A 14,443-nucleotide genomic window follows, 5' to 3' on the forward strand; every position below is an offset into this window, starting at 1 on the left:
GCGCCGCCCCTGCCGCCAGCGGTGCCTCGCGCTGGCTCGGCCCGCTGGCCGGCATTGCCGCCGGCGGCCTGCTCGCCGCGATGTTCATGGGCGATGGCTTCGAGGGCATCCAGTTCCTCGACATCCTCCTGCTGGGCCTGATCGCCTTCGTCATCTTCAAGCTGTTCGCCGCGCGCCGCCAGGCGCAGGGCCAGCCGGCCATGGCTGGCGGCATGCAGCGGCAGATGCCGCAGCAGGCACCGATCTTCGGTGGCGCCAGCGCCAGCACGAGCGCGGCAGCGACCATCAATGCGCCGGCCTGGTTCGACGAGCAGCGCTTCATCGAAGCCGGTCGTACCCACTTCCTGGCCCTGCAGCAGCACTGGGACGCGGCCGAGATGGACAAGATCGCCGAGTTCGTCACCCCGCAGATGCTCAGCTTCCTCAAGGAAGAGCGCGCCAGCCTAGGCGACGCCTACCAGTCCACCTACATCGATGACCTCAGCGTACAGCTGGACGGCATCGACGAGCTGGCCGACAAGACGGTCGCCACCCTGACCTTCCGCGGCGTGGCCAAGACCTCGCGCTTCGACCAGGGCGAGCCCTTCAGCGAAAGCTGGCGCATGGAGCGCGTCAACGGCGACAACCAGCCCTGGCTGGTCGCCGGTATCCGCCAGAACGGCTGATCCCGCACGCGTCACCAAGAACCCGGGCCTGGCCCGGGTTTTTTCTGCCCGGCAGACGCCGGCCAAAGCGTGAACCCTCTCGCAGCCCATCGTTTCGCCACACAAGCGTCATCGTCCCGTCGCTTTCCCTCGCTAGCGTCATGGCTCCGTCGCCACTCCTCCGCAGAAGGGAACCGAACGATGAGCCTTGATGAACAGAACGCCGTGCTGTTTGGCAGCGGCGATGAACTCCCCAGCAACCACTGCGCCAACCCGCACATGAGCGAGCTGATCGACCAGCGCCGCCGGCAGATCCTCGCCGGCGGTGCCGCCCTCGGTGCGCTGGGCTTCCTCGGCGTGCTGCCGCAGGCAGTCGAGGCGGCCGAACAGAGCGTCGCCATGCCGTTGCGCAGGCGTAACCGCCTGCCCTTCGACGCCGTGCCGGTGAGCCGCGCCGACGGCATCACGGTGCCGGCCGGCTACCGCGCCAGCGTCTTCGTGCCCTGGGGCACGCCGATCAGCGGGCGTTTCCCGGCCTTCCTCGAGGACGCCAGCAACAGCGCCCAGGACCAGGCCGAGCAAGTCGGCATGCACCATGACGGCATGCACTTCTTCCCCATCGACGGCCGTCACGGTGGCGGGCGCCGCTCCAACCACGGCCTGCTGGTGTTCAACAACGAGTACATCGACGCGCCGCTGCTGCACCCCAACGGCCCGACCACACTGAACGGCCTGCGCACCTCGGCCGAGGAAGTGCGCAAGGAAATCAACGCCCACGGCGTGACCATCGTCGAGGTCCGCCGCGACCGCTTCGGCGACTGGCAGGTGGTGCCCGGCCGCTACAACCGCCGCATCACCGCCGCCACGCCGATGCAGATGGTCGGCCCGGCGCGCGGCCATGCCCTGCTCAAGACCCTGCACAGCCCCAACGGCACCGCCACCCGTGGCACGCAAAACAACTGCGCCAACGGCTACACGCCCTGGGGCACCTACCTGACCTGCGAGGAGAATTGGGCCGGCTACTTCGCCACGCGCGACGCCGACCTGCCGCGCGAACTCAAGCGCTACGGCCTGCGCAGCAGCAGCCGCTTCGGCTGGGATACCCTGCCCGGCGACGAATTCCAGCGCTTCGATGCCACCCGCAAGGCCGCCGATGCCAGCGGTGACTACCGCAACGAACCCAACCACTTCGGCTGGATCGTCGAGATCGATCCCTTCAACCCGGATTCCACCCCGGTCAAGCACAGCGCCCTCGGCCGCTTTGCCCACGAGGGCCTGATCTTCGCCCCGGTACAGGCCGGCCGCCCGCTAGTGTGCTACTCCGGCGACGACTCGCAGAACGAATACATCTACAAGTACGTCAGCCGTGGCAAATACCTGCCGCTGCTGCGCCAGCCCGGTCGCCTGCTCGACGAGGGCACCCTCTACGTGGCCCGTTTCAACGCCGACGGCACGGGCGACTGGCTGGCCCTGGACCTCAAGGACAAGGCCTTCCAGGCCGCCTGCGCCGCGGCCGGGGCGAGCTTCGCCGACCAGGGCGAAGTGCTGATCAATACCCGCCTGGCGGCCGACATCGTCGGTGCCACCAAGATGGACCGCCCCGAGTGGGGCGCGGTCAACCCGGACAACGGCGAGGTCTACTTCACCCTCACCAACAACAGCTCACGTACCGTCGCCGACGCCGCCAACCCGCGCGCCGCCAACCCCTACGGGCACATCATCCGCTGGCGCGAGGACCGTCGCGACCACGCCGGCAAGCGCTTCAACTGGGATATCTTCCTGCTCGCCGGCCCGCAGGGCGACAGTCGCGGCCCGAACGGCGCGGCGCTGAACGATGCGAGCATCCTGGCCAGCCCGGACGGCCTGTGGTTCGACCCGGACGGGCGCCTGTGGATCCAGACCGACATGAGCGGCAGCCAGCTGGCCAGCGGCCCCTTCGGCCACAACCAGATGCTGGTGGCGGACCCGCGCAGCGGCGAGGTCAAACGCTTCCTCACCGGCCCGATCGGCGCCGAAGTCACCGGCATCAGCGCCACGCCGGACTTCCGCACCCTGTTCGTCAACATCCAGCACCCGGGCGAAGGTTCCACCGCCAGCAACCTGCTCAGCAGCTGGCCGGACGGCCCTGGCCGGCGCCCGCGCTCGGCCACCGTGGTGATCACCCGCGAGGATGGCAAGCGCCTGATGTAAGGCCCAAGCCACTATATGCCGCTCCCTCCGCCTCCCATGAGCGGGGCCGGGGGGGGACGGAGCCGCCGGTTCTCCCGGATTGCATCCGGGCAAGGTTCTGCCTCCTCCCCTCTCCCATCCATGGGAGAGCGGAGATCCGCCACGAGCCTCTTCCGCTCAGCGCCCGCACAGGGTAAAACGCGCCTCCGATCGGCTACCCTCTAGCCGAAACCGCTTGCAGGAGACGTCCCGTGGAAGAAGTCATCGATCAGTTGCGCGAACTCAACGAGCCGGTGCCGGTGCCGCTGGAGCTGCCGGAAGAGGAGACCCTGGTGGAAATCCAGGAGCAGATCCTCATTCACCTGCCCTTCGAACTGCGCGAATACCTGCTCAAGGTCAGCGACGTGGTCTACGGCCGCCTGGAGCCGGTCACCGCCAGCGACCCGCACTCGCACACCTACCTGCCGGAAGTCGCCTCGGTGGCCTGGGACCGTGGCCTGCCGCGCGACCTGGTGCCGCTGTGCCAGGACGGTCGCGACTACTATGCGGTGGACGTGGAAGGCACCGTGTGGCTGTGGGATGGCGACGAAGGCGAACTCACCGACGAGAGCTGGGATTCGGTCTGGCACTGGTGCCGCGACGTCTGGCTGGAGAGCTGAGGCGGCGCTGGCAGCCCGGCGGACGCTGGGCTTAACTGGCAGGCACCAACCTTGCGGAGCCCCGACATGGCCAAGATCAGCCGCTGGCTACCCCTTACCGCCTTCGCCGGCCTGGCGATCGGCGGCGGCCTCTGGCTGGGCCTGGTCGGTCCGCGCGAGAAGCCCGCAGCGCTGCCCGCCACCGCCGATGCGCCGCTGCCGGGGGGGACTACCGATGCGCAGATCGCCGGCAGCCTGGCCGACGACGTCAAGCGCGCCGAGTTGCTGCAGCGGCCCGAGGTGCTGGACTACCAGGCCCGCCTGACGTTTGCCGGTGATTACCAGATCTTCATCAAGAGCGCCGCCGAACTGAGCGAGGAGGAGCGCCGCCAGCGCGCGGCCGCCCTGGCCAAGGAGATCGACCGGCGCGAGGCGGCCGGTGAGCTGGCGCTGAGCGAGGCGCTGCTGATGCAGGTGGGGCTGGTCCAGGCCGAAGGTGGCGACGAGGCGGCGCAGAAGGCCCGTGCCGATGCGCTGCTGGCCCGCTACCAGGCGCTCAGCGCCGAGCGCGAGGCTCAGGCGAAGGCTCCCGACGCACGCTTCAGCCGCTATAAGTCCGAGGAGAAGCGCATCGTCGATGAGGTGATGGCGCTGGACAGCATTCCCGACGGCCTGAGCCGCGACCAGTACCTGCGCCAGCGCCTGCAGGAGGCGCGCGAGCAGGCCTACCAGTAAGGCGCCGGGAACAGGGGCCTGCCGCCCCGGCGCCGCCCGCCGCTTACAACAACTGATCGAGGATGTAGTACAGCAGGTTGAACGGCTTGGCCTTGTCCGCCGCATCGCTGCTTTCCGAAGCGGCCAGCACCGCACCGCTGCCGTTCAGCAGGTTGTTGACGAAGTTGTCCAGCTCCAGGTTCTGCTCCTGGATATCCGAGTTGGCGAACTCGATGATGCTGGTGCAGTGGCTCTCGTTCACCGCCCGGTACTGCGGGAAGTAACCACCGAAGTTGCTCAGGTTGGCCAGCTGGCCACGCAGGCGCTCGCTGTCCACTGCCCACTTGGCGTGGATCAGCGCCTCCTTGGTAGCCGCATCCGGCGCATTGATGATGTCCGGGTGGAAGCGCTCGTAGGAGTAGGACGAGTAGTTGAGGTCCTGCCAGAAATGGGTATGCCCCAGACGATCCCCCGGCAGGTTGCTCGACAGTGCCGCATACAGGGTGCCCAGATCATTGCCATCGAGCCCCGGCAGACGGCTCTGCAGGTAGGGCACCGGCCCGGCGTCGAGCCCCCAGGTGCTGCGGATATGGTTCTGCAGCGGCAGCGACGGGTACTGGCCGATATCGCTGCCGGGTGGCGCGCTGAACACCGGGCCGGAGTCGTTGAGCAGGAAGCCACGGCTCGGCGCCATGTCTTGGCGGATACCCACGTAGTTGGTCAGGCTGCCGGCGCCGCCAGCGCTGCAACCGGTGGTGAGCAGCTGGGCCGGGCGCTGCAGGTTGTTCTTCAGCCAGGCGACCACCGCGCGGGTGTTGCGCAGGCCGTTGTGGTGCCACACCAGCGGCGGCTTCTGGTTCTGTGGGTCTTCATAGATGGCCACCTTGTCACCGGAGTAGATGTCGCCGGTGCAGTAGGGCACATAGACCATGTTCCAGTTCTGCGTCTTGGTCCGCGTCCAGGGATGCAGGCGCACCACCAGCGGGCTGACCAGGCTGGCGCCGGGGTTGAGCAGGCTCATGTAGTCGTCGGGGATGCCATCGGGGTTGCGCGCCCCGCGGATGCCGGTCTGCCCGGTGCAGCTGGCGTAGTCCCAGCAGGCACCACCGCCCTCCAGGTAGATGATGGTGTTGCTGGTGTTCGGCACGCGGTTGACGAAGAACTTGTAGGGCGAGCCGTTGCCGCATACCGCGCCGGTCTGCGGCGCCAGCTGCACGGTCTGCCAGCCGTAGTAGTTGCCGGGCTTGAAGCCGGCGTTGAAGCCACCCGGGTTGTTCAGCAGCGGATAGGGACCGAGGCCCTGTTCGGCAGTGACCTTGTTGTCCGCCGGCGGCGGCGACACCAGGTTGACCAGAGTTTTCCAGGCGCTGTAATCGCCCAGTTCGGCGTGCGCGGGAGGTGTGATCAGCAGGGCCGCGGCGGAGACGCAGCTGGCCAGCAAGGCAGACTTCATCGGCATGTCCTCGTCTTGTTGTTCTTGTCGGGGCATGGGGCCACAGCCGGAGACATCCATACCCGGTGGCGATCCCGTCATGGAATCAGGGCACAAGAGGCACGCTAGTACAGGACGCCGGGAAGATCAGACGAGGCCTTATATTGATTCGAGATAGTGCGCTAAAAGAAGCTAACTAACGCGATAGCGCCGCCATTGGCGCCCATCCACTCAGGGCAGGTAGATACGGAACTCGCCGCCGCCCAGCGGTCCGCCGTTGCGCAGCTCGATGCGCCCGCTGCGCGCCTGGCGCTGATGCAGCTCGGCGATGCGCGCGGCGAAGTACAAGCCCAGGCCGGTGCTGCCGCTGCTCTGGTTGAGGCCCAGCACGTAGTCGCCCTGGTGCTCCAGCATGGCCGTCGGGTAGCCGGCACCGTCGTCATTGATGCTCAGCAGCAGTTCGCCATCCTCTTCGCGGGCGGCGATCAGCAGCTGGCTGCGCGCGTAGCGGATGGAGTTGGCGATGACGTTGGCGACCACCGAGCCGAGCAGCTCCTGGTCGAAGAAGCCCATCAGGTCGAACTCCGCCACCTCGCAGCGCGCCGCGATGCCGCGGCTGCGCAGCACTTCGTCATGGCGCGCCAGCTGCGCCTGGAGAAAATCCTCCACCTCGTGGTAGCCCGGGCGCATCGGCAGCTGGTTGACGCCCAGCTTGTACAGGCCGAGCAGCTGCACCAGCATGCCGTTGAGGCGGGCGAACTCGTATTCGATCACCCCGCGCTGGGCGCCGCCCTGCAGCTCCGGCGGCAATTGGGCGAGCCATTGCGCGTGGGCCTGGCCGAGCATGGCCAGCGAGTTCTTCATGTCGTGCACGGTGGAAGCGATCACCGTGGAGAAGTCCAGCCCGCTCATTCGCCGAAGGCCCGCAGGCGCAGTTGCTGATAGCGCTCGTAGCGCGCATCGCCGGGCGGGATCATGCTCACCGCGTCCAGGCACTGCCGGCATTCCTCGCGCAGCGCTTCGTCGCTCTCGCCCTGGCGCAGCAACGACTGAGCCGTGTTGAGGGCAATGCTGATGTTCTTCGGCTGCAGCGCCAGCGCGCGGCGGAACAGCTCCAGGGCATCGGCGTGGCGCCCCAGCTGGTAGGCGCGCACCCCCTGACGGTTGAGCTCGACCGCCTCCTTGGCGCCACCGAGGATGGCCGGGTCGCTGGTCAGTTTCGCCACGCCCTGCAGCACCTCGGGATCATCGCCGTAGATTTCCACGCAGCTCTTCAGCAGCGCCTCGCCGGCGCCGGCCTGGCCCAGCTGCTTGAGCTGGCTGGCCACCGCCAGTGCGGCGTCGGCGGAAAAGAACTCGCCCAGCTGCTCCACGCCGGCCGCGACCTCGGCGGCCAGCTGCGTGGCACGCGCCACATCGCCGCACTGGCGCAGGCTGCTGGCCTGCATCAGGCGCGAGCGCAGGCGCAGGGCCTTGTCCTCGGCGAACTGGCTGTCCAGCTCGGCCAGGGCCTGGTTGAGCTCGGCCTGGGCGCGCTTGTCCAGGGCCTCCTCGCCGGCTCCGGAAATCAGCGCCTGGCTCAATCCCAGGTAGTTCTCCGGGCTCTTGAAGCGCGAGTTCTTGCCCTGCTCGACCGCGCTGCGGAAGGCCTTGTAGGCGCTGGCGAAATCCTCGTTGCGCATGGCCAGCTTGCCCAGCTGAGCCTGCCGACGAATGGCCAGGGGCGACAGGCGCACCGCGTCTTCCAGCACCTGCTGGGCGCGCTGGTGCTCGCCCTGGGCATCCAGCACGGCGGCCAGGCCATCGTACAACCCCGGCTGCATGGGGAAGGTCTGCAGCGCCTTCTCGTACAGCTGGCGGGCGTGCAGATGCTCGCCGCGGGCCAGCAACTGGGCGCCCAGGGCCTGGTAGGCCCAGGGGATCGCCCGCTCGGCCAGCACCGCATTGAGCAGACGCTCCAGCTCCTCGCCGCGCCCCAGGCTGCGCAGGGCACCGGCCTTGTAGCGCTGGCACAGCGGCAGCAGGCGCTTGTCCTGCTGGGCCAGGCTGTCGCAGGCGCTCAGCACCGCGCCGGGGTCCTGCTTGTCCAGCGCCTGCAGCACCGGCTTGAGCAGCGCCTTGCGCTCCATCAGCTTGTCCAGGCGCTGGGCCAGGCTGGCGCGGTTGAACGGCTTGGTCAGGTAGGCGTCCGGCTCGTGCTCCAGGGCACTGAGGACCATGGCCTGGCTGCTCTCGGCGGTGACCATGACGAAAATGCACTGGTGGCTGATCAGCCGCGCGGCGATCAGCTCCTCGAGCACCTGCTGGCCGTTCTTGCCGGCGCCCAGGTTGTAGTCATGGAGGATGATGTCGTAGCGCTTCTGCCGGCACATGGCGATGGCTTCCTCGCCACGGTTGGCGGTATCCACGTCACGCGCGCCCATCTCGCGCAGCATCGCCTTGACCGAGCTGAGGAAGTCGTTGAAGTCGTCGACCACCAGAAAACGCTTGTCGCTGTAATCCTGCATCGGGCAATCCTTGGACGCGGGGATGGGTTTGCCTCAAGTGTAAGACAGGAAGCGTACCGACGAAGGCCCGCCGACTACCGCGCCGGCACCGGCCGCTGCTCCAGCTCCAGCAGGTTGAGGAGGAAGCGCGCGAAGTAGATCAGGTCCTGCTCCATGGCCTGGCGCGCGGCCTTGGCGTCACCCGCCTCGATGGCGGCGAAGGCCTCCTCGTGGAAGTCGTTGAGCCGCAGCGACAGGTCGGCACCGGTGAACAGGCGGTTGAAAAAGGGGCCGATCTGCAGCCACAGCGACTCGATCGAGCGCAGCAGCACCGGGTTGCCGCAAGCGCCGTAGAGCAACAGGTGGAAGCGGCTGTTGGCCTCCAGGTAATCCTGCGCCAAGCGTTGTTCGATGGCCTGGTCCATGCGCGCCACGCAGTCGCGCAGCTCGGCCAGGTCGGCGGCAGTCAGGTTGGGCGTGGCCAGTTCCACGGCCAGGCCTTCGAGGCCCAGGCGTACCTGGAAGATGTGCTGGTAGCGCTCGCGGGTCATTGCCGGCACGCGCACCGAGCGCTGCGGCTCGCCCTCCAGGGCGCCCTCGGCGACCAGGCGCTGCAGCGCGGCGCGCACCGGCATCGGGCTGGTGCCCCAGGCGGCGGCCAGGTCACGGATCTTCAGGCGCTCACCGGGCTGGAAACGCCCTTCGAGCAGGCCTTCGCGAATGCGTTGGTAGAGTTGTTCCTGCAGATTATCGGCCATGGGTCAGAGGCTCCGTGGCGGCGCGGGCAGCTGGGACAGGGTGAGCAGGCAATTGCGCATGGTGGTCTCCGGAGGGTGGAAAAATCGGCTGGGCGATTCTGCTGGAGGCAGGCTGGGTGCGAAAGTGCCCGAAAGACGCAATAACGCCTGACGGGCACAGATCCGTTCAGGGCGCCTTGTTTTCGATCAGGCAGTTGCCGCCGTCCACCACCAGTACCTCGCCGGTGATGTAGCTGGACTCGGGCGACGCCAGGAAGGCCACGGCGGCGGCCACTTCTTCAGGGCGCCCAGCCCGCCCGACCGGCGTGTACGCGGCGGCGTGCCGCTCTTCGTCGGTGGAGGAGCCGGTGCCGATCCAGCCTGGCGCCACGCTGTTGACCGTGATGCCCTGCTTGGCCACTTCCAGCGCCAGCCCCATCGACAGGCCGAGCATGCCGGCCTTGGCCGCACTGTAGGCCGACTCGCCGACATTGCTGCCGCGGGTGCCGGTGGTCGAGCTGATATTGACGATGCGCCCGTAACCGCGCGCCTGCATGCCCGGCAGCACGGCGCGGGTGAGCAGGAAGGCGGTGGTCAGGTTGCGCGTGAGCGACAGCTGCCAGGTGACCAGGTCCATTTGCGCCAGCTCGGCGAACGGCTCAGGGCTGCCCTGCATGGCCATGCCGGCATTGTTCACCAGGATATCCACCCGCCCCCACTGCGCCTCGGCCCAGGCGGCCAGTTCGGCGACCTGCTGCTCGTCGGTGAGGTCGGCGATCCAGGCACGTGCTTCAATACCTTCCTGGCGCAGCTCGGCGGCGCGCTGTTCGATACGCGGGCTGCTGGCGGTGACCAGCACCCGCGCTCCCGCCAGCCCCAGACGCCGCGCGATGGCCATGCCGATGCCCTGTTCGCTGCCGGCGCCGCTGACCAGTGCCACTTGCCCTTTCATGTTCATGGATAAGCCTTTTGTGATCACAAATTTAAGTTGATACTAGATTAATTCGCTCAAAAATGGAGCTATTGCCATTTCTGTGATCACAAAATAGCATGTGCAGAAATTCGAACGAGGTGTTCAACATGACTGCCAGCGGTATCAGCCCCTCCGCCGTGGAAACCTTCGCCGCCCGCGAGCGCGAACTGTTCCTGGCGCGCAACCCGAAATCCGTGGCCCTGGCCGAACGTGCGCGCAACTCGCTGTACGCCGGCGTGCCGATGCACTGGATGGCCGACTGGTCGACCCCCTGCCCGCTGTTCGTCGAGCGCGCCAAGGGTGCACGCTTCTATGACGTCGACGGCCACGAGTACATCGACTTCTGCCTGGGCGACACCGGCACCATGTTCGGCCATTCGCCGGACCCGATCGCCAAGGCCATCGCCGAGCAGGCCAACAACGGCCTGACCACCATGCTGCCGGGCGAGGACGCCGTGGTCTGCGGCGAGCTGCTGGCCGAGCGCTTCGGCCTGCCGTTCTGGCAGGTCACCGCCACCGCCACCGACTCCAACCGCTACGTGCTGCGCTGGGCCCGCGCCGTGACCGGCAAGAAAACCCTGCTGGTGTTCGACGGCTGCTACCACGGCACCGTAGACGACGTGATGGTGCGCTACCGCGATGGCGAAACCGTGCACCGCTCCGGTCTGGTCGGCCAGGCCTATGACCTGACCCAGTACAGCCGCTCGATTCCGTTCAACGACGTCGAGGCGCTGGAAGCGGCGCTGGCCAAGGGCGACGTCTGCGCCCTGCTGTGCGAGCCGGCCATGACCAACATCGGCATGGTCCTGCCCGACCCGGGCTTTATGCAGAAGTGCCGGGAACTCACCCGTAAATATGGCTCGCTGCTGATCATCGACGAGACCCACACCATCTCCACCAATATCGGTGGCTGCACAAAGCTGTGGAACCTCGACCCGGACTTCTTCGTGGTCGGCAAGCCGATCGCCGGCGGCGTGCCCTGCGGCATCTTCGGCTGTAGCGCCGAGATGGCCGAGAAGATGCTCGCCTCGCGCAAAAAAGCCCAGGAAGACAGCCATGGCCACGGCCACAGCGGCATGGGCACCACCCTCTCGGCCAACGCCCTGGCCATGCACTGCATGCGCGCCAACCTGGAACAGGTGATGACCCAGGCCGCCTACGACCACATGCTGCCGCTGGCCAAGCGCCTGGCCGACGGCTTCCGTGGCCTGATCGCCAAGCATGACCTGAAGTGGTCGGTGACCGAGCTGGGCGCGCGCAGCGAATTCCAGTTCTGCCCGGTATCGCCACGCACCGGCGCCGAGGCCGAGGCCGCCTTCCACGACGAGCTGCAGATGGCCATCCACCTGTACCTGATCAACCGCGGCATTCTGATCACCCCGTTCCACAACATGACCCTGTGCTGCCCGAGCACCACGGCCGCGGATGTGGACAAGCTGATCAGCATGCTGGACCAGGCCATTACCGAGCTGCTGGCCATTCCCGGCGCGCGGCTCTAAGCCGTTCTCGGGCGCTCTTGCCCCCTCTCCCTCCGGGAGAGGGTTGGGGTGAGGGAAGCCCGACTCCGAGTCGCCTGAATCACCCTCACCCCTAGCCCCTCTCCCGGAGGGAGAGGGGAATGAAAAGCAAGGACACCACCATGCAATTCGCCAACCCCCAGGAAGCCCGCGACTTCCTCGCCCAGCACCCCGAGGTGCGCCTGATCGAGCTGATGCTGATCGACGCCAACGGCATCCCGCGCGGCAAGCTGCTGCACCGCGACGAGCTACTGGCGATCTACGAGAACGGCCGCCCGCTGCCCAGCTCCATCCTCTCGCTGACCATCCAGGGCGAGGACGTCGAGGCCAGCGGCCTGGTCTGGGAAGTCGCCGATGCCGACTGCTGGACCTACCCGCTCCCCGGCAGCCTGACCCTACAAACCTGGCGTGCCACGCCCACCGGCCAGGTGCAGGTGAGCATGCACCCGACCCAGGGCGCGCCGGCCGCCGCCGGCGACCCACGCCATGTGCTGGCGCGCGCCATCGACCGCCTCAAGGCCGACGGCTACCACCCGGTGATGGCGGTGGAGCTGGAGTTCTACCTGCTGGACAAGCACCGCGACGCCAACGGCCGCCCGCAACCGGCCGTGCAGGCCAACGGCGTGCGCCCGCAGGCGCCGCAGGTGTATGGCGTGCTGGAGCTGGAGCAGCAGCAGGCCTTCCTCGATGACCTCTACAGCGCCTGCGAGGCCCAGGGCCTGCCGGTGCGCACGGCGATCTCCGAGTACGCCCCCGGCCAGCTGGAGCTGACCCTGGAGCACCGCTTCGACGCCCTGCAGGCGGTCGACGAAGGCATCCGCTACAAGCGCCTGGTCAAGGGCGTGGCCAACAAGCACGGGCTGATCGCCTGCTTCATGGCCAAGCCGTTCGGCGATCTGGCCGGCAGCGGCCTGCATATGCACGTGTCGCTGGCCGATGAACAGGGCAATAACCTGATGGCCTCGGAAGACCCGCACGGCACCCCGCTGCTGCGCCACGCCATCGGCGGGATGATGGCCACGCTCAACGATGCGCTGGCGATCTTCTGCCCCAACGCCAACTCCTACCGCCGCTTCCAGGCCAACAGCTACGCGCCGCTGGCCAAGAGCTGGGGCGTGAACAACCGCACCGTGTCGTTCCGCGTGCCCGGCGGTCCGGCCAAGAGCCGTCACGTGGAGCACCGCATCTGCGGCGCCGATGCCAACCCATACCTGGCAGCCGCGGCGATCCTCGCCGGCATCCACCATGGCATCAAGCACCAGATCGACCCGGGCGAGGCCATCGTCGGCAACGGCTACGAGCAGGCCCGCGAAACCCTGCCGACCGACTGGCTGACCGCGCTGCGCACCCTGGAACAGTCGGCCTGGGCCAAGGAAGCCCTCGGTGAGGACTTCCTGAAGATCTTCCTGGCGATCAAATGGGAAGAGTTCCGCCAGTTCGTCGGCGAGGTCGGCGAGCAGGATTGGCGCTGGTACCTGACCCACGCCTGAGAGGCTGCTGCGCCGATGACCCACAGGGAAGTGGGAAATGCCTCGGGCTGCAGGAGCAGCCGAGGCGCAGGTGTTGTTGGAGCCTAGCCTGCTCATCGCTCGCGACGCCTCTCGCCAACCCGTTCTCCCTTACGGAGGAGCACCTATGCAACCCGTCGTACTGATCACCGGCGCCGCCGGCGGCCTCGGCCGCGCCCTGGCGCAGCGTTTTCACCAGGGCAACTGGCGGGTGGTGGTCACCGACCAGAACGCCGCCGGGCTGGCCCAGCTGGGCCATGAGATGCCGCTGGCCGGCTGCATCACCGCCGACCTGCGCACGGCCGACGCCTGCCGCGACGTGGTCGAGCGCACGCTGGGCCGCGTTGGGCGACTGGATGCGCTGGTCAACGCCGCCGGAATCTGGCGCGAGGGACCGGTGGAGGAGTTCAGCGAAGAGGATTACGACCTGCTCATGGCGGTCAACCTCAAGGCGCCGTTCTTCATGTGCTCGGCGGCCATCCCGCACCTGAAGGAAAGCCGTGGCTGCATCGTCAATATCTCCAGCGACGCCGGCCACCAGGGCAACCGCAATGCGGCGGCCTACTGCGCCAGCAAGGGCGGTTTGACGCTCCTGGGCAAGACCCTGGCGCTGGACCTGGCGCCGCATGGCGTGCGGGTCAACACGGTATCGCCCGGCGATATCGACACGCCCATGCTGCAGTTCCAGGCCGAGCGTTACGGCAACGGCAACCCGCGCGCCTACTTCCGCGAGCTGCTGGACAAGTATCCGCAGGGCGAGCGCGCCCGCTTCGTCCAGCCCGCCGAGGTGGCCGAGCTGGTGCATTTCCTCTGCCAGCCGGGGGCAGCCGCCATCACCGGCGCCGATCTGGCGATCGACCTCGGACTGTCGGCTGGCAAGTGAGGTCTAGTCGGCCAGCCGGCTGTCGACCTTGAGGTACTCGCCCGCCACGCTGATGCCGGCGCCGCCATAGTCCTGGCAGCGCTCGCCGAATACTTCCAGCACCCGCAGGTCGAGGCTCTCGCGCAGCACTCCGAGCGTGCAGCCCTCGGCCAGCCCGGTGTCGCGCACCGTCCAGTAGGATCCCTGGCCGTCGAGCCGGCCGCTCAGCTCGCCGATGGCGGCCGGACCGTAGTCGTCGAGCGGCCCGCGGCCCACGCGGATCGGGTAGAACTGCAGCCGATAACCATCGCCCTGGCGCCGCACTTCGATAACGCTCCAGCCGCCCTGACCGGCGTAGCGCAGGTAGCGCCCCTCGGCCGAAGCCTGCAACGCGGCATAGTCGACCGCCGCCGCGACCTTGGCCAGATTGAAGCGGGTCGCCTCGCCCTCGAAGCCGGCACGCAGCGCCCGCTGCATCCAGGCGCGGGCCATGCCGTTCTGCCCGGCCTTGAGGCTGGCCAGCATCAGGTTGTTCAGCGCCAGCTCCTGCGCCTTGCTGTCGTCGGCATCCTCGGCGAAGCCGAGCTGACGCACGAACGCCTGCAGCGCCTCGGTGGAACGCCCCGCCTGATAGGCGGCCGTGCCGACGCCATTGCAGCTCACCGCATCGGTGCAGGCCTGCTGCGCGGCGGTGCAGAACGCGCCAAAAGGCAGCAGAAAGAAAGCCATCAGCAGGTGTCGCATATTCAGTCTCCCGGGCGAA

13 protein-coding genes are annotated in these 14,443 nt (G+C 67.8%); 7 read left to right on the top strand and 6 right to left on the bottom strand.

From position 1 onward, the window contains the following. From PA6_RS18030 to PA6_RS18045, 4 genes are all read left to right on the top strand, one after another. Positions 1-665 (top strand): Tim44 domain-containing protein (locus PA6_RS18030; RefSeq protein WP_021702395.1); only part of this gene is annotated, 665 nt, incomplete at its 5' end. A gap of 180 nt (positions 666-845) precedes the next feature. After that, positions 846-2,834: a PhoX family protein gene (locus tag PA6_RS18035; protein ID WP_021702396.1), complete on the top strand. Its 1,989-nt coding sequence runs from the start codon at positions 846-848 to the stop codon at positions 2,832-2,834. A gap of 230 nt (positions 2,835-3,064) precedes the next feature. Continuing rightward, positions 3,065-3,472, top strand: coding sequence for an SMI1/KNR4 family protein (locus tag PA6_RS18040; RefSeq protein WP_021702397.1), 408 nt, complete (start codon positions 3,065-3,067; stop codon positions 3,470-3,472). A 66-nt stretch (positions 3,473-3,538) separates the two neighbouring features. Continuing rightward, entirely contained in the window at positions 3,539-4,186 is a 648-nt protein-coding gene (locus PA6_RS18045) for a hypothetical protein (protein ID WP_021702398.1), read from the top strand. A 43-nt stretch (positions 4,187-4,229) separates the two neighbouring features. Here the strand turns inward: PA6_RS18045 and PA6_RS18050 are convergent, their stop codons facing one another. The 5 genes from PA6_RS18050 to PA6_RS18070 all read right to left on the bottom strand — a co-directional run bounded on the left by PA6_RS18050 (position 4,230) and on the right by PA6_RS18070 (position 9,778). After that, the gene (locus PA6_RS18050) at positions 4,230-5,624 is read right to left on the bottom strand and encodes a pectin acetylesterase-family hydrolase (RefSeq protein ID WP_043216978.1); all 1,395 of its coding nucleotides are present in this window, start codon (positions 5,622-5,624) and stop codon (positions 4,230-4,232) included. Positions 5,625-5,828: 204 nt separating this feature from the next. Further along, positions 5,829-6,509 carry a sensor histidine kinase gene (locus PA6_RS18055; protein ID WP_021702400.1) on the bottom strand — a complete coding sequence of 227 codons (681 nt, stop codon included), beginning with the start codon at positions 6,507-6,509 and terminating at the stop codon, positions 5,829-5,831. Beyond that, the gene (locus PA6_RS18060) at positions 6,506-8,104 is read right to left on the bottom strand and encodes a tetratricopeptide repeat-containing response regulator (protein WP_021702401.1); all 1,599 of its coding nucleotides are present in this window, start codon (positions 8,102-8,104) and stop codon (positions 6,506-6,508) included. The genes PA6_RS18055 and PA6_RS18060 overlap by 4 nt, the downstream gene beginning before the upstream one ends. Before the next feature lie 74 nt (positions 8,105-8,178). Continuing rightward, positions 8,179-8,841 carry a GntR family transcriptional regulator gene (locus PA6_RS18065; RefSeq protein ID WP_021702402.1) on the bottom strand — a complete coding sequence of 221 codons (663 nt, stop codon included), beginning with the start codon at positions 8,839-8,841 and terminating at the stop codon, positions 8,179-8,181. 166 nt (positions 8,842-9,007) lie between these two features. Beyond that, positions 9,008-9,778 carry an SDR family NAD(P)-dependent oxidoreductase gene (locus PA6_RS18070; protein ID WP_021702403.1) on the bottom strand — a complete coding sequence of 257 codons (771 nt, stop codon included), beginning with the start codon at positions 9,776-9,778 and terminating at the stop codon, positions 9,008-9,010. A 122-nt stretch (positions 9,779-9,900) separates the two neighbouring features. On the opposite strand from PA6_RS18070, the gene PA6_RS18075 reads away from it, so the two are divergent. The 3 genes from PA6_RS18075 to PA6_RS18085 all read left to right on the top strand — a co-directional run bounded on the left by PA6_RS18075 (position 9,901) and on the right by PA6_RS18085 (position 13,701). Next, positions 9,901-11,292, top strand: coding sequence for an aspartate aminotransferase family protein (locus PA6_RS18075; RefSeq protein WP_021702404.1), 1,392 nt, complete (start codon positions 9,901-9,903; stop codon positions 11,290-11,292). 140 nt (positions 11,293-11,432) lie between these two features. Beyond that, the gene (locus tag PA6_RS18080) at positions 11,433-12,800 is read left to right on the top strand and encodes a glutamine synthetase family protein (RefSeq protein ID WP_043216999.1); all 1,368 of its coding nucleotides are present in this window, start codon (positions 11,433-11,435) and stop codon (positions 12,798-12,800) included. A 145-nt stretch (positions 12,801-12,945) separates the two neighbouring features. Further along, a complete protein-coding gene (locus PA6_RS18085) occupies positions 12,946-13,701 on the top strand; it encodes an SDR family NAD(P)-dependent oxidoreductase (RefSeq protein ID WP_021702406.1) in 756 nt (251 codons plus the stop codon). A gap of 3 nt (positions 13,702-13,704) precedes the next feature. On the opposite strand, the gene PA6_RS18090 is transcribed toward PA6_RS18085, so the two are convergent. Next, a complete protein-coding gene (locus PA6_RS18090) occupies positions 13,705-14,424 on the bottom strand; it encodes a hypothetical protein (RefSeq protein WP_021702407.1) in 720 nt (239 codons plus the stop codon). Positions 14,425-14,443: the final 19 nt, after the last annotated feature.

The organism is Aquipseudomonas alcaligenes NBRC 14159, from assembly GCF_000467105.1.
In the GTDB taxonomy this organism is placed as follows: domain Bacteria; phylum Pseudomonadota; class Gammaproteobacteria; order Pseudomonadales; family Pseudomonadaceae; genus Aquipseudomonas; species Aquipseudomonas alcaligenes.

What these genes read in the sequence shown, in the direction of transcription:
- PA6_RS18055 (WP_021702400.1), bottom strand. Translation starts at nt 6,509, where the DNA reads ATGAGCGGGCTGGACTTCTCCACGGTGATCGCTTCCACCGTGCACGAC.
- PA6_RS18090 (WP_021702407.1), bottom strand. Translation starts at nt 14,424, where the DNA reads ATGCGACACCTGCTGATGGCTTTCTTTCTGCTGCCTTTTGGCGCGTTC.
- PA6_RS18060 (WP_021702401.1), bottom strand. Translation starts at nt 8,104, where the DNA reads ATGCAGGATTACAGCGACAAGCGTTTTCTGGTGGTCGACGACTTCAAC.
- PA6_RS18085 (WP_021702406.1), top strand. Translation starts at nt 12,946, where the DNA reads ATGCAACCCGTCGTACTGATCACCGGCGCCGCCGGCGGCCTCGGCCGC.
- PA6_RS18045 (WP_021702398.1), top strand. Translation starts at nt 3,539, where the DNA reads ATGGCCAAGATCAGCCGCTGGCTACCCCTTACCGCCTTCGCCGGCCTG.
- PA6_RS18065 (WP_021702402.1), bottom strand. Translation starts at nt 8,841, where the DNA reads ATGGCCGATAATCTGCAGGAACAACTCTACCAACGCATTCGCGAAGGC.
- PA6_RS18050 (WP_043216978.1), bottom strand. Translation starts at nt 5,624, where the DNA reads ATGCCGATGAAGTCTGCCTTGCTGGCCAGCTGCGTCTCCGCCGCGGCC.
- PA6_RS18080 (WP_043216999.1), top strand. Translation starts at nt 11,433, where the DNA reads ATGCAATTCGCCAACCCCCAGGAAGCCCGCGACTTCCTCGCCCAGCAC.
- PA6_RS18070 (WP_021702403.1), bottom strand. Translation starts at nt 9,778, where the DNA reads ATGAACATGAAAGGGCAAGTGGCACTGGTCAGCGGCGCCGGCAGCGAA.
- PA6_RS18075 (WP_021702404.1), top strand. Translation starts at nt 9,901, where the DNA reads ATGACTGCCAGCGGTATCAGCCCCTCCGCCGTGGAAACCTTCGCCGCC.
- PA6_RS18035 (WP_021702396.1), top strand. Translation starts at nt 846, where the DNA reads ATGAGCCTTGATGAACAGAACGCCGTGCTGTTTGGCAGCGGCGATGAA.